The sequence below is a fragment of the Egbenema bharatensis FJBBOT/2019 genome, from assembly GCF_048077055.1.
Classification (GTDB): domain Bacteria; phylum Cyanobacteriota; class Cyanobacteriia; order Elainellales; family Elainellaceae; genus Egbenema; species Egbenema bharatensis.
On record NZ_CP182236.1, the window covers coordinates 5,405,266 to 5,419,069 of the forward strand.

The 13,804-nt window shown below is 50.5% G+C and carries 11 protein-coding genes; 6 read left to right on the forward strand and 5 right to left on the reverse strand.

Features of this window, described 5'->3' with window-relative positions; genetic code table 11:
• The first annotated feature begins 322 nt into the window (after window positions 1–322).
• Both ACM1PF_RS25160 and ACM1PF_RS25165 read left to right on the forward strand, forming a co-directional pair.
• Complete coding sequence (locus ACM1PF_RS25160) at window positions 323–589, forward strand: hypothetical protein (RefSeq protein ID WP_416668331.1); 267 nt, start codon at window positions 323–325, stop codon at window positions 587–589.
• 122 nt (window positions 590–711) lie between these two features.
• The gene (locus tag ACM1PF_RS25165) at window positions 712–1,842 is read left to right on the forward strand and encodes a HetZ-related protein 2 (RefSeq protein ID WP_416668334.1); all 1,131 of its coding nucleotides are present in this window, start codon (window positions 712–714) and stop codon (window positions 1,840–1,842) included.
• A 416-nt stretch (window positions 1,843–2,258) separates the two neighbouring features.
• On the opposite strand, the gene ACM1PF_RS25170 is transcribed toward ACM1PF_RS25165, so the two are convergent.
• Window positions 2,259–3,257, reverse strand: a complete 999-nt coding sequence (locus tag ACM1PF_RS25170) for an RNA polymerase sigma factor, RpoD/SigA family (RefSeq protein WP_416668337.1) — start codon at window positions 3,255–3,257, stop codon at window positions 2,259–2,261.
• A 780-nt stretch (window positions 3,258–4,037) separates the two neighbouring features.
• Complete coding sequence (locus tag ACM1PF_RS25175; RefSeq protein ID WP_416668339.1) at window positions 4,038–5,753, reverse strand: helicase HerA domain-containing protein; 1,716 nt, start codon at window positions 5,751–5,753, stop codon at window positions 4,038–4,040.
• A gap of 166 nt (window positions 5,754–5,919) precedes the next feature.
• On the opposite strand from ACM1PF_RS25175, the gene ACM1PF_RS25180 reads away from it, so the two are divergent.
• Both ACM1PF_RS25180 and ACM1PF_RS25185 read left to right on the forward strand, forming a co-directional pair.
• Window positions 5,920–6,549 carry a DUF3318 domain-containing protein gene (locus ACM1PF_RS25180; protein ID WP_416668342.1) on the forward strand — a complete coding sequence of 210 codons (630 nt, stop codon included), beginning with the start codon at window positions 5,920–5,922 and terminating at the stop codon, window positions 6,547–6,549.
• 29 nt (window positions 6,550–6,578) lie between these two features.
• On the forward strand, window positions 6,579–7,439 hold the full coding sequence (locus ACM1PF_RS25185) for a fructosamine kinase family protein (RefSeq protein WP_416668345.1): 861 nt from the start codon (window positions 6,579–6,581) through the stop codon (window positions 7,437–7,439).
• 42 nt (window positions 7,440–7,481) lie between these two features.
• Here ACM1PF_RS25185 and ACM1PF_RS25190 read toward each other — a convergent pair whose 3' ends face one another.
• The 3 genes from ACM1PF_RS25190 to ACM1PF_RS25200 all read right to left on the reverse strand — a co-directional run bounded on the left by ACM1PF_RS25190 (window position 7,482) and on the right by ACM1PF_RS25200 (window position 10,838).
• The gene (locus ACM1PF_RS25190; protein ID WP_416668347.1) at window positions 7,482–8,693 is read right to left on the reverse strand and encodes an HhoA/HhoB/HtrA family serine endopeptidase; all 1,212 of its coding nucleotides are present in this window, start codon (window positions 8,691–8,693) and stop codon (window positions 7,482–7,484) included.
• A 653-nt stretch (window positions 8,694–9,346) separates the two neighbouring features.
• Window positions 9,347–10,108 (reverse strand): peptidylprolyl isomerase, encoded by a 762-nt coding sequence (locus ACM1PF_RS25195; RefSeq protein ID WP_416668350.1) that lies wholly within the window; start codon window positions 10,106–10,108, stop codon window positions 9,347–9,349.
• Window positions 10,109–10,256: 148 nt separating this feature from the next.
• Complete coding sequence (locus tag ACM1PF_RS25200) at window positions 10,257–10,838, reverse strand: photosystem I assembly protein Ycf4 (protein ID WP_416668353.1); 582 nt, start codon at window positions 10,836–10,838, stop codon at window positions 10,257–10,259.
• A 411-nt stretch (window positions 10,839–11,249) separates the two neighbouring features.
• Between ACM1PF_RS25200 and psbD the strand changes: the two genes are divergently transcribed.
• Window positions 11,250–12,308 (forward strand): photosystem II D2 protein (photosystem q(a) protein), encoded by a 1,059-nt coding sequence (gene psbD, locus ACM1PF_RS25205; protein ID WP_416668356.1) that lies wholly within the window; start codon window positions 11,250–11,252, stop codon window positions 12,306–12,308.
• The gene (gene psbC / locus ACM1PF_RS25210; protein WP_416668359.1) at window positions 12,292–13,677 is read left to right on the forward strand and encodes a photosystem II reaction center protein CP43; all 1,386 of its coding nucleotides are present in this window, start codon (window positions 12,292–12,294) and stop codon (window positions 13,675–13,677) included. The genes psbD and psbC overlap by 17 nt, the downstream gene beginning before the upstream one ends.
• The last annotated feature ends 127 nt before the right edge of the window (window positions 13,678–13,804 follow it).

Consider the following 13,804-nt stretch of genomic DNA (forward strand, 5'->3'; position numbering starts at 1 on the left):
CTAATTTTTAAGAGAAAACACAGAAAGGCAAATATCTGATGAATTTTCAGTCTGGGACTGTATCGTTCAGGTTGTTTCCCTAAACTGCAATTTGTGATACCCTTAGCCATCTGGGTTGATCGGCTGAAATTAGGTTGATCGGCTGAAGCAAGCTGAAATCAGTTTTTCATTGCGTGAAGATCAGCACGAACAGGGGGTACAGCACATTTTTAGCCTGGGGATCTTGCCCCAAGCCTCTACAACGCAAATTTCATGCCTACAATAAACAGTGACTTCATCTTGAAGTGGTTGCCAATTGAAGTAAACGTGAAGGGGCTGAGGAGTGGAAGCTCAATCCAGTAAGCTAGAGTCTATTATGTTGCAGATTGGGGAAGCGGTTCTCACAACCACTGAAACGGTAGAACGCCTTGCCTCTCAGGTGGATGCCCTGTCCTCTCAAGTGCAACAGCAGGGGTATCAGATCTTTGCTCTGAGTGATGCAGTGCAAACCTTAGCTGAAAATCATGACAGTGCCCTGACGGAATTGCGGCAGGTTTCCAGCTCATTACAGCAGTTAGTGGAGGTGATTGGGCAAGAGCCAGAACCATAAGTCAATGTCAGCATTCCTTGCAGCTTTGGTCAATTCCCCATGCGGGTGACTTCGTAACACCGGATTTGAGACAAACTTTGTACAGGAGTATTGAGAAATCGTAAAGAAGGTTGACACTATCGATGGCAATAGCTGAGGAGCTTCGGCAAACCTGGAGATTGCGTCTCCAGGAAGGAAATCCAAACCTTTCACCTACCGATCAGGAAAGCATTATTAACTGGTTGTTGGGCGAAGATACGCAACGGTTTGACGATTTGGAACCGTCTCAGCTTGCTATTGCTAAACAGGCGATGGACTATCGCTACCGCATTCTGCAGCAACGGTATTTGGGGATTCCCCAGGAGCGCGCCTATCGTCAGTTGATCCAACGGTTAAGTAGTCTATTCTTGATTCGCAACAAGATTAAGGCATGGGTCGCTCTATCCCGCGATCGCCAGCGCACCGTCATGGATGTGCTGCAAGAGGTGATTCAGGAATTGATGCAAAGCGACAAGTATATGCGTCAGCAGATGGCCTGGATTGCGCAGTGTGTGCCCAGTCAGCGGCTCCGCAACTCGATCCTGCTGACCAGCATTGAGGAATACTGTCTGCGCCCAATTCGCAATCAGCCTCTACTGGTCTATCGCTTTGTTAACTACCTGCGACGATCGCAGCGCGGTGGGATGACCCAGGTGCCAACAGGGGATTTGATTCGGCTTGTGTCCGACGAAATCTCCTCTGATGATGCCGATAATCCAGTTAGCTTGCTGGATGCCCAGGCGAAAGCAGTCTATGAAGATAGTCAAGCCTGGGAGGAGCAGCAGTCTCTACGGGAAAAGGTGGTGCAGGAATTTATCGCCTACCTTGCCGATCAGGTTGAACCCGTAGCGGCGGAATGGCTACGCTTGCATCTTCAAGGGCATTCCCAGGAGACGATCGCCCAAACCCTGGATCTGCCCATTAAGACGGTGTACCGCCTGCGAGAGAAAATTAGTTATCATGCTATCCGTGTATTTGCCTTCAAGCATCAGCCAGAATTGGTGGGGAGTTGGTTAGGAACTACCCTGGCCGAGCACAGCTTAGGACTCACGCCTGAACAGTGGAAAATTCTTAATGAGAGAATTACGCCGGTTCAACGACAGATTTTGGCCGCAATGAAGGAAGGGCAGAGCGTTGAAGCGATCGCTACCCTGCTTAACCTGAAGACCAGCCAGGTTCTATCAGAATGGAGCAAGATTTATTTAGTGGCTCAGTCTATCCGGGGAGATGGGTAGACTGAGGATTGAGTCAGCAGGGAATCTCCAGGGAATCTCCAGGGTTAATCGCTGCTTGACTGACAAAACTCCTGAAACCATGATTCTCTCGTAGGTTGGGTAAAGCCGTTCCGGCATGCCAGAAAAGCAATAGCGTAACTTAACGAAATGCAGACGGGTATTGGGTTTCGCGCTGTTCAACCCAACCTACTAAAAAGATTGGTTCGTCAACCAGGGTTAATAGTCCGTTGAACCCGATCGGGCGTTAAAAGCTTGAAGAAGAAAGGCTTGCTTAAAAAAAGCCAAAAAGAATGAGGGCAGTGATTCACCGCCCTCATCGTCTGTCTTCATAGAATGAATCGGTTCATTTCCCTCCGATTCATGACAACTGCCTCTGCACTCGAAGAAAATTTGCCTGGAATCCAGTGCTTGAAAAACTAGCTCGCCAGATATCCCCGAATGTTAGCTTTGCGGCGACGCAGATGATCCAGAGCTTGACGCTCCAACTGACGTACTCGCTCGCGGCTGATGTTCATCCGTTGCCCCACCTTGGCCAGCGACAGCTCATTGCCATCATTTAAGCCAAACCGCAGAACCAGCACTTCACGCTGTTGAGGAGTCAGTTCAGATAACATTCCCTCCAAATCACGGCGGAGCGATTCCTGAGTGGCGTAGGTTTCTGGAGATGCGTTCTCATCTTCCAGCAGATCTTGCAGTTCCGTATCCTGATTGTCACCCACCCGTAGATCCAGCGAAACTGGCTGACGCGCCATCAGCAAGAATTCTCGAATTTGAGATGGTTCTAGCTCCAGTGCCTCGGCAATTTCTACTGGATTCGGACTGCGCCCCAGCTTTTGAGTCAGTTCACGCTGGACTTTCTTGATTTTGTTCAGCTTTTCAGTAATGTGGATGGGCAGGCGGATAGTGCGAGCCTGTTGGGCGATCGCCCGGGTAATGGCCTGACGGATCCACCAGTAGGCATAGGTTGAGAACTTGTAGCCCCGTGTCGGGTCAAACTTTTCAACCCCGCGCTCCAGTCCTAGCGTCCCTTCCTGAATCAGGTCGAGAAACTCCAGATTCCGCTTCTGGTACTTCTTGGCAATGGCAACCACCAGGCGCAGGTTGGCTTCCACCATTTTCTGCTTGGCGCGTTGACCGACTCGAACGACTTGCTCCAGCTCGGGTTCAGCCACCTTGGCAGCCGCAGCCCACTCAGCTTGGGTCGGTTCTCGATCGAGTTTTTCCGTTAATTCTTCCTTGACCTCCAGGAGTGCCATCATTTGCTGCACTTGCTTACCGTAAACAATTTCTTGCTCGTGCGTCAAAAGCGGCACTCGCCCGATTTCATGCAGATAGGTTCGCACCATATCAGCCGTGAATACCGGATTGGTCGCTTTGCTTTTTTGAACTTTAACTTCAGTATTTGCGGTTGGCATGAGGCAGTGAACTCCTTTGGACAGCGTTACGAAGAAGACTTAAGTGAGGGAAAATCAATTTCCCTGATCATCGGCGAGGTAGACGGGTGAGCTTAACCATCGAAGGAGGGATATCATTCCTCCCCTGGTCATCTAGATCGAGGTGATTTACAAGTAGCAACCATCTACCGATATAGCAAACAGGCGAATGGCAACCTGTTTTGGTTCCCCAAAACTTCCTAATGGCTCGGATTCAGACTAACGAACTCCCTGAATCTTACGAGGCTCCAAGCAGTGCAAACTCCCAATTAAAACGTCTGTTTCACTTCAACAAACCTTTCACCTTTAACAGACCTTCGAGATAGCTGGTGGTTCAAAGAACCCTGGCAACTATTCTTTACTTTTGTAATTAGACACTCTTGTAACTGGACGCTTTTGTGATTGGACGCGAATCCATCAAACTGCGAATAAACAACCTTGACTAGCTCCGATCGCAGACCCATGTAAGCGATTAGTAAATCGAAATCGTTATGAGTTTGCTATATCATTTATGGTAATACAAGTTTAGATTCCAGTAAAGAGCCAGGAATCATCCAATCGGATGATCTATGATAGCGATTTTTTGAGAAACGTCAACTTGCATCCCATACTTGTATCTAAGCTAACCTCGGATTTATCGAGCTTCCCAGTCGGAAAATACAGATCTTTTGCTGCTCTTTATATCATCCGTGGTTTCAAAAAAGATGGGGTACGGAAAGTACGGAGGGATAACCGAACCCAGCAATTCGGCGAGAAAACCGCTCAGAATCCCAAATCTGCCCTGGCCGCCTCAGCAGCCTTAAAGATCGCTTCGGTTGGCAGTTCCTCCCACGCCGTTTCGCCAATTTCCGCATAAAAGGTTTCATCGTAGGGACGGGTGCGTACCACGACGGGCATGGGCACCGCATGACCCAGCAGTAGGGCTTGCTGCTTGGAGTCTAGCTTGGCTAATACCGATCGCAGTGCCTGCCCCCCCGATACCCCCGTAAAAATTGCCTCAATATCTTTTTCATCGTTCAGCAACGCCGTAATCCGTGTCCCAACCTGAGACATGACTTCGTTATCGATCCCCGACGGCCGTTGATCCACCACTAGCAGGGTGACAAAGTACTTGCGCATCTCACGGGCGATCGTGCCAAAAATGGTCTGGCGGACGGTGGCAGAGTCTAGAAACCGATGGGCTTCTTCAATGGTGATGACAAGCTGGTGGGGGCGATCGCTGGGGTTCTTGGTTTGGAGAAACTTTTCGGCCTTATGGACATAACTGGCATGGATGCGGCGGGCGATCACGTTCGTGGCCAGCATATAGGACAACATATTGGACTGAGAACCAAACTCAATCACCACATGCTTTCCCGCTTCCAGGGATTCTAAAATCTGGCCGACATAATTTTTAGGACAAGTATTTCGCAGGTATTTCAAATCATCCAGCCGAGTCAGTTTCCGCTGCAACGCCATAATGGACGACTTACTGCCCATCTTCATTTCGCAAAATTCCTGGATCTCTTCATTACTCATCGTTAGTAGACGACTAATCCAGGCTTTGCCGAATTCATTGCGGAGAATAATCGCATTCTCCAGACTGGCTTCCGACAGGTTCAGCTCTCCCCGCACCAGAGCCAGATCTTCTACATCAATCTGGTCGTAGCTAATGTAAAGCTCCTGGGCATCTCGAACCCCGCGTCGTTGCGTAGAAGCTGGATCAAGGGTGTAGATCTGCACCTGGCTGGGAAACAGTTGCCGCAATCCCTTCACTGTACTGAACTGCTTGCCTTCCTTGGCCGCCTCCCAGCCATACTCGGAGTGCATATCAAAAATTAAATTCACCGCAGCCCGTTTACGGATGATCCCGGATAGCAGCAGGCGAGTCAGGAATGATTTTCCCGTTCCCGATTTACCAAATACGCCATTACTCCGCTCCACAAATCGATCGAGATCTAGACAGACAGGCACATCCATATCAATCGGTTGACCAATCGCAAAGTTGCGGCGATGGGGATCATCTTCCCAACCGAAAACAGCCCGAAAGTCTCGTTCGGCTGCATCATAGACCTGGCTGAAGTGACTGGGAATCGTTTTGACGGGCAGCAGATCTACTGCACTGGAGTTGGCTTCATAGGAAGCGAGATTTGACTTTTCGCTTTTGGTTCGCTTCGGCTTGTCGGCGGAGTCTGTTTTGTCCCTGGGGGTGAACATCAGCATCGGCGTGAGATTAATGGTGCCGTAGGTGCCGCTGCCCGCCAGGACATCTTGCAGAAAAGCATTGCTGGGATCGGGGGGGTTAGCCAGAATCCGCGAACTGGAGGTGCCCAGAGTGACATCCGTTAGCATACAGAAGAAGCGCGATCGCCTTCCCTGCACCACCAGGAACTTGCCAACCCGCATATCTTCCACCAGCACATCGGGATGCAGCCGTACTTCTAATCCCTGGCTGAGGGATCCTTGAATCACTGAACCAAGCGGTTTTTCTAAATCCATACCCGCCTACAGAAGCTTTCCAATCGACCACACTGGGTTGAGCCTCGGCAATGGAGAAATCCACCCCGCCCCGCCCAATACGTGCGTTCTAATTATCAACTAATACTTCTGTTCTAACAATAATACAATTGTCCTACCACTTCGTCCCGTATCGGAGGTGAACATCATGGGAGATACTAAGGGAAGTAGGCGAATATTGGTTTGGAAGTCGATGAATCTGAGTGCAGAGATTGACCGTCTGCTTGACCTGATGCCCGCATCGGGACGAATGTATACAAAGCTGGTGAGCAAACCGAAACAGTCCACCGTCATTGCTGCGACCTATCCCTTACCCTGGGTAGAAGTGCATCCCATCACCATTAATTTTGATCTGTGGCAAAAATTACCTCAGCCTCAACGAGATTTGTTGCTACTGCATCATGTAGGCGGGTTATTGAATGCACGGCAGCTCAAGCTTGACCTGTATCAGGGGTTATTCGCGGTTGGGGCAACTGGAACCGTCATTGAATTGATTCGAGGTGAGGCGGCAGGGATTGTCACCCTGGCGGGGCTGACGGTTCTGGCCGGTGCTCAAGTATTTCGGAAAAACCGCAAGGATGAAGCTGTGTTAATCGCGGATGAAGCAGCGATTCGAGTTGCCCAGCGACGGGGGTATACGGAGACGGAGGCAGCTCAACATTTGCTAGCGGCGATCGAGTCCGTTGCCCAGATTGAACAACGCAATCTTTCGGTTGCGGAGGTGGTACGAAGTCAGGCATTACGGGCAATGGCAGGATTATCGCCCCTGAACCAGTAAGGTGTTAACTGAGGTCGAATATAGTCAGAATGTGGGATCAAATTGCAGCGCAGATTAGCCAGGTAACCGGAAAAAAGTTTTCTCCTGATCATCACCGATCGGTTGGAGGGGGCAGTATTAACCAGGCCTATTCCCTGTCGGAAGGCGATCGGGCTTATTTCGTCAAACTGAACCAGGCGAGTCAGATTGAAATGTTTGAGGCGGAGGCGTTGGGACTGCGCCAAATTTTCGACTCTCACACCATTCGCGTTCCAGAGCCAATTTGCTGGGGAACGGCAGGAAATTCTGCCTATATCGTGCTGGAGTGGTTAGAGTTTGGCTATGGTGATCATCAAGCCTGGGAAGCAATGGGGCGAAATTTGGCGGCCATGCACCGTGTCACCAGCGACAAAGGGTTTGGCTGGGATCGCAATAACACGATCGGTTCAACGCCTCAACTGAATCAATGGATGGAGAACTGGATCGAATTCTTGATCGAGCAGCGATTAACCTACCAGTTTCGATTAGCCAATCGGCAGGGGGGACGGTTTCCTAAGCAGGAGCAGCTACTAGCAGCCGTTCCTGAGATTTTAGCGGGTCACACCCCAGAACCCTCCCTAGTCCACGGCGATCTGTGGACGGGCAACGCCGCCGTAACTCAACAGGGAGAACCCGTGATTGTCGATCCAGCCACCTACTTTGGCGATCGAGAAGTGGATATTGCGATGAGTCAGCTCTTTGGTAGCTTTCCCGCTAATTTCTACAGTGCTTACAACGAGGCATTTCCCCTGGAGGCAGGCTATGGACGACGCAAAATTCTCTATAACCTGTACCACATCCTGAACCATTTCAATCTATTTGGCAGCAGCTATGAGGCTCAGGCAAATCAAATGATTGCATCGTTGCTGTGATTCTTGATGATGATTGACTCCACGCAATTCCTGCCCAACCGTTTAACCTTGCAAATTATCTGGCATCACCCCTGGAGCCACAGATAAGGCCAGATCTTCACCATTGCGGCGGATCTCGATCGGCAGGGCTTCACCAATCTGACTTGCTTCTACCACCCGCTGAACATCTGTGGCATCCTCAACCGTTCGATCGCCCAATCGAATAATCACATCCCCTGGTTCTAATCCTGCTTGCTCGGCGGGCGAACCCGAAGCCACTTCTACAATCAAAATTCCCTGATCTTCGTTCACCGAAATGGAGCTGCTGGGGTCATTGTTCAACTGTTCTCGGACTTCCGGAGTCAGCGTTAGCATCCGAATGCCCAGATAGGCATGTTCTGCTCGCCCCGTGCTAATCAACTGATCGGCAATGCTGCGAGCGGTGTTAATCGGAACGGCAAAGCCCAGCCCCTGTGCTCCGTTAATAATGGCGGTGTTCATCCCAATCACTTCACCCCGTTCATTCAGCAATGGCCCACCAGAGTTACCTGGATTAATCGCGGCATCGGTTTGGATAAAGCCAACTCGTCGATCGGCTACACCAATCTCAGCACTCGATCGTCCGGTGGCGCTAATGATCCCTGCGGTGACTGTGTTGTCTAAACCGAGGGGATTGCCGATGGCAATGGCCCATTCTCCTGGTTGGAGTTGTTCCGAGTCCCCAATTGGTACAGTGGGCAGATCCGTCGCTTCGATTTTCACAACCGCAACATCCGTAATTGGATCTTGCCCAACCACTTCTCCTTCAAAGCGGCGACCATCCTTCAGCACCACCGTTACGCGATCGGCCCCGTCAATCACATGGGTATTGGTCAGAATAATCCCATTTGCATCAACGATGAACCCTGATCCCGTTCCTTCCTGCACCCGCGAGGGAGAATCTGGCATGTCGCCGCCAAATTGCCGACCAAAGGGGCGATTAAAAAAGCGAGAACCTGAGCTGACGGTACGTTGGGCATCAATCCGAACCACCGCTGGCCCAACCCGTTGTACAGCATCGGCAATAAAGTTATAGTTGACAGGCATCGCTGCCATCGGAGCGGGTTCTGAATCCAGATTCAAGGGAGCCTGACTGATGGGCTGCTCTTGGTTTGGGGGTTGCTGCGCTAAGGAGGGAGCTTGAGTCAAGAGGCGATCGGCCGCAACGGCTCCTCCTGCCCCTACCATCAGCAAAGATGCATACGTTAAAGCTTGTCTAAAAGGATTTGAAGTCATAGGAGGTTGCACAAAGCTTACTATACGGCTACGTAGATATGACTTACCGATCCATTATGAATCAGGTTCATGCTAGTCGGATCGCATAAGGAATTTACTCTCTCTAAGGTATCGACTCAGTATGGCAGTGGGATGACAGGTTCGTCACGCATTTATGAAATTTGCCGCGAAATTGGTCAATCGGATTTCCTGGAAGTTTTACCCGGTCAGGTTCGACCGTATTGTCACCTAAATGTCATCTCAACAAAACATATTCGACAAACTCGGTTGATATTCTTAAATCACAGGTGAATGAATGCTGCGGAGGAGCAGTTCGCTAGATGAGTTTGGGGAGTCCTGAAGATTTTCCTCTCTGCGACTGTTCCTCTTTTCCGTTGCCGCTATTTCCCGACCTGGTAATCTTTTGACTGAATTTAAACAACTGATACCCATTTGATTGGCGGAAATTGCACATCCCGGTAAGGGCGTACTGCTGTGCGCCCCTACAGGCAATCTATCTGCCGTGCAAACGATTTGAATCGGTATGAATTTAATAACCGAGGGCGCACTGCTGCGCGCCCCTACTGAAAAACGATTGAAAGGGGTACATGGCGATGCACCCCTTTGATTAACTTCGATTAACTCCGATTAACAATGAACAACCAAACTTGCAGTTAATCCATTAACTTGAGGTTGTTTAACCCTGAAGTGACCCTGGCAGAAGTAATGCGATCGCCTTGCTGAATTTGATCGACCACATCCATCCCTTCCGTGACATAGCCGAAAACCGCATAGTCTCCATCCAGGAATTCCAGATCGGCCAGCGCAAAATAAAACTGAGCCGAAGCTGAATCAGGTAAATTCGATCGGGCCATGGCCACTGCTCCGCGCGTATGACGAAGTTTGGGCGGCTGATCTGTAATTCCTGCCGATTCTAGCGTTTGGCTGTAAACGGGTTCCTGGGCGTTGGCCGGAGTAATTTCAAGGGGAATATAGCGAGGTTGCCCCGTCGCCGGATCGACAAAGCTGCCTGTGCCTAACTGGTTGGCTGGGAAATTCGGATCTTTCCCCTGGGGATCTCCTCCCTGCACCACAAAGGGTTGGGGTTGGCGAATAACGCGATGGAAGACAAGTCCATCATAAACACCGCGATTAGCCAGATCCACAAAGTTTCCAGCCGTAATGGGTGCATCCAGCCCCCTGACCAGAATGCTGATCGGTGCGCCGTTGACTATCATTTCAACGGTTGCTTCCCCTTCCAGGTAAGGTAAGCCGCTAAATTGATTGGACTCCGACGGTACAGGGGATTGAGCTTGGGTTTCTGCGATCGAGTCATCGAGCGTGTCAGATTGCTGGGCTGAAGTTGCGCATCCACCCAGGATCAGGCTGCTCATCAGCAGGATGGAAACGCACCAGCGATAAATTCGTGTCTGCATGGATTCTAAACAGCGTATACAGCAATGATCTTAACGAGTTCACACGGACAAATAGTTTAGCCCCATTTCTCCTGATGTTCTTCAGGATGCAGGATGTCCTCTGGGATGCAGGGCAGGCTCTAAACAGCTAGCAGAACAGCATCGATCTTTACAGCCCCTCTAAGGGAACTCCCAAAAACCGAGCTAAAGCTGCCCCCTGATTTTCAATTTCCGATAGGGGAAGGGGTTGTCCCACGCGGGTTAGGGGAATTTCGCCCTTACCTTTAACCCGCAGATATAAAGCTCTTTTAGGATTTAATCCTTCTTTAATCTGAACCTGAATTGACTGAATATCCTCCAGGGGATACTCCAACTCGATCCGACGGTTTTTCCCGGGAAACCCCGATCGAAAGATAGTGGCTGTGCCCTTTTCTTTGTTGAATTCGTTGTAGCCACCCCCAACATTCCACAACACAATCAACCAGAGGTAGAGTCCCAGTAAGGTGCCCACAACGCCATAAAACCCCATCGCAAGACCCTGAGGGACAAACACCAGTTGAGTTGGATCGGAGAACGGCAACAGGTTGACCTTGAGATAGCTAGATAGGGCAGATAGGAAGAAGCCGATTCCCCCTGCTGCGGAAACCGTTCCCCATAAATAATTACTAAAGCGACGGGAACCCAATACTTCCTGACGAAAGATTAGAGTATTTTCATTTTTGGATGAATTCGATGCCGTTGGTACAGCCATGAGCTTATCGGTGTTGAATAACGTTAAGAGTCAAAAAGAGTCAGAGAAACTACGGTCAAAATGCTAGAGCCTGAAAGAATCACCCGGCGAGGCGATCGTCACTTCATGGGAAAACTCCTGAGAGAAGTCTAAAGAAATGTTAAACAAAACACTTTCTGAGAAGGAGACGTATCAGATTGTAAAATTTCTCGGATATACCTATCATATAGAAACGTTAAACCTCTCTCAGCTAACTTGACCTGGTGTCAGACATCGATCGAGAGGGGTAGATGTGGAAAGCGCAGTCAATTCGTGTCCATGTCGGTTAACGCTTGGTTCTTAAAGGATCGTTTCATCCTCTCAGCTTAAACTCCTGAATTGACGGAGAAAGTTGAATTTAGAGGATGTAGTGGCATATTAAGAGGTTATGACATGACCATAGCAATGGGACGAGCGCAAGCCAATCGAGGATGGTTTGATGTCCTCGATGACTGGCTCAAGCGCGACCGATTCGTCTTCATCGGCTGGTCCGGTTTACTCCTGTTCCCCTGCGCGTACCTTGCGCTCGGCGGCTGGCTCACCGGCACCACCTTCGTTACTTCCTGGTACACCCACGGGATTGCCTCTTCCTACCTGGAAGGGTGCAACTTCCTTACCGTTGCCGTTTCCACCCCTCCCAACGCTCTGGGACACTCCCTACTGTTTTTGTGGGGTCCCGAAGCCCAGTGGGACTTCACCCGCTGGTGTCAACTCGGCGGACTGTGGACGTTTGTTGCCCTCCACGGTGCTTTTGCCCTGATTGGCTTCATGCTGCGGCAGTTTGAGATCGCTCGACTCGTCGGCATTCGTCCTTACAACGCGATCGCCTTTAGTGCGCCGATTGCAGTGTTTGTCAGCGTGTTTTTGATGTACCCGTTGGGACAGTCTGGCTGGTTCTTTGCCCCCAGCTTTGGGGTAGCAGCGATTTTCCGGTTTTTGCTGTTCTTGCAAGGGTTCCACAACTGGACTTTGAACCCGTTCCATATGATGGGCGTGGCAGGAGTCCTCGGTGGTGCGCTGCTGTGTGCGATTCATGGTGCGACGGTAGAGAACACGCTGTTTGAGGATGGCGAGGGTTCCAACACCTTCCGTGCCTTTGAGCCGACCCAGTCAGAAGAAACCTACTCGATGGTGACGGCAAACCGCTTCTGGTCTCAGATTTTTGGGATTGCGTTCTCGAACAAGCGGTGGCTGCACTTCTTCATGTTGTTTGTGCCGGTGACGGGCTTGTGGATGAGTGCGGTCGGGATTGTCGGTTTGGCGTTGAACCTGCGGGCGTATGACTTTGTGTCGCAGGAGATTCGTGCCGCCGAAGACCCTGAGTTTGAAACGTTCTACACCAAGAACATTCTGCTGAATGAGGGCATCCGTGCTTGGTTAGCTCCTCAAGATCAGCCTCACGAAAACTTTGTATTCCCTGAAGAGGTACTGCCCCGTGGTAACGCTCTCTAATAATCCAATCATGATGAGCAACCGCGACCAGGAATCCTCTGGATTCGCTTGGTGGTCTGGTAATGCTCGTTTAATAAATCTATCCGGTAAATTATTGGGTGCCCACGTCGCCCATGCTGGTTTAATTGTGTTTTGGGCTGGAGCAATGACCTTGTTTGAGGTCGCTCACTTTGTGCCTGAAAAGCCCATGTATGAACAGGGTTTCATCTTGCTGCCTCACCTGGCAACGCTGGGTTGGGGTGTGGGCCCTGGTGGTGAAGTGATCAACACCTTCCCTTACTTCGTAGTAGGTGTACTTCACCTGATTTCCTCCGCCGTTCTTGGTTTAGGCGGTATCTATCATGCCATTCGTGGTCCTGAAACCCTGGAAGAATATTCTGGTTTCTTCGGCTATGACTGGAAAGATAAGAACCAGATGACCAACATCATTGGATATCACCTGATCATTTTGGGAATCGGTGCATTCCTGTTGGTATTCAAAGCCATGTTCTTTGGGGGTGTCTATGATACCTGGGCACCGGGTGGGGGTGATGTTCGCGTCATCAACAACCCCACGCTCAACCCCGTTGTTATCTTTGGCTACCTGCTGAAGGCTCCATTTGGTGGTGAAGGCTGGATTATCAGCGTCAACAACATGGAGGACATCATTGGGGGTCATATCTGGGTTGGCTTTATCTGTATTGCTGGTGGTATCTGGCACATTCTGACCAAGCCGTTTGGTTGGGTACGTCGTGCCTTCATCTGGTCAGGCGAAGCATACCTTTCCTACAGCCTGGGTGCGCTGTCCTTGATGGGCTTCATTGCCTCCGTCATGGTTTGGTACAACAACACCGCTTACCCCAGTGAGTTCTACGGCCTGACAGGGCCTGAAGCTTCTCAGGCTCAAGCCCTCACCTTCTTGATTCGTGACCAGCGTTTGGGTGCAAACGTCGGTTCAGCTCAAGGTCCAACCGGTCTGGGTAAATACCTGATGCGCTCTCCCACGGGTGAAATCATCTTCGGTGGTGAAACCATGCGCTTCTGGGACTTCCAAGGTCCCTGGCTGGAGCCTCTGCGTGGGCCGAATGGTCTGGATCTCGACAAGGTTAAGAACGACATTCAACCCTGGCAGGCCCGTCGGGCAGCTGAGTATATGACCCATGCTCCTCTGGGTTCTCTGAACTCTGTGGGTGGTGTGGCAACTGAAATCAACTCAGTGAACTTCGTTTCTCCCCGTGCGTGGTTGGCAACGTCTCACTTCGTGCTCGGTTTCTTCTTCCTGGTCGGTCACCTGTGGCATGCGGGTCGTGCCCGTGCGGCTGCGGCTGGTTTCGAGAAAGGAATCGATCGTGAGAGTGAACCCGTATTGTCCATGCCTGATATTGACTAATTCAGGTTTATCTCTGAACGCTTAAAACATCTGAACATTGAAGGCTCCTGCACTAGCGGGGGCTTTTTCATTTGTCGCTTTTTTAGCCCAGTCGGGAATTCTACAGTTGAATCGGTTCGATCGCCCT

Bases quoted from the DNA above. Each gene is read 5' to 3' on its own strand.
- ACM1PF_RS25165 (WP_416668334.1), top strand. From the start codon at position 712: ATGGCAATAGCTGAGGAGCTTCGGCAAACCTGGAGATTGCGTCTCCAG.
- ACM1PF_RS25170 (WP_416668337.1), bottom strand. From the start codon at position 3,257: ATGCCAACCGCAAATACTGAAGTTAAAGTTCAAAAAAGCAAAGCGACC.
- ACM1PF_RS25175 (WP_416668339.1), bottom strand. From the start codon at position 5,753: ATGGATTTAGAAAAACCGCTTGGTTCAGTGATTCAAGGATCCCTCAGC.
- ACM1PF_RS25180 (WP_416668342.1), top strand. From the start codon at position 5,920: ATGGGAGATACTAAGGGAAGTAGGCGAATATTGGTTTGGAAGTCGATG.
- ACM1PF_RS25185 (WP_416668345.1), top strand. From the start codon at position 6,579: ATGTGGGATCAAATTGCAGCGCAGATTAGCCAGGTAACCGGAAAAAAG.
- ACM1PF_RS25190 (WP_416668347.1), bottom strand. From the start codon at position 8,693: ATGACTTCAAATCCTTTTAGACAAGCTTTAACGTATGCATCTTTGCTG.
- ACM1PF_RS25195 (WP_416668350.1), bottom strand. From the start codon at position 10,108: ATGCAGACACGAATTTATCGCTGGTGCGTTTCCATCCTGCTGATGAGC.
- ACM1PF_RS25200 (WP_416668353.1), bottom strand. From the start codon at position 10,838: ATGGCTGTACCAACGGCATCGAATTCATCCAAAAATGAAAATACTCTA.
- psbD (WP_416668356.1), top strand. From the start codon at position 11,250: ATGACCATAGCAATGGGACGAGCGCAAGCCAATCGAGGATGGTTTGAT.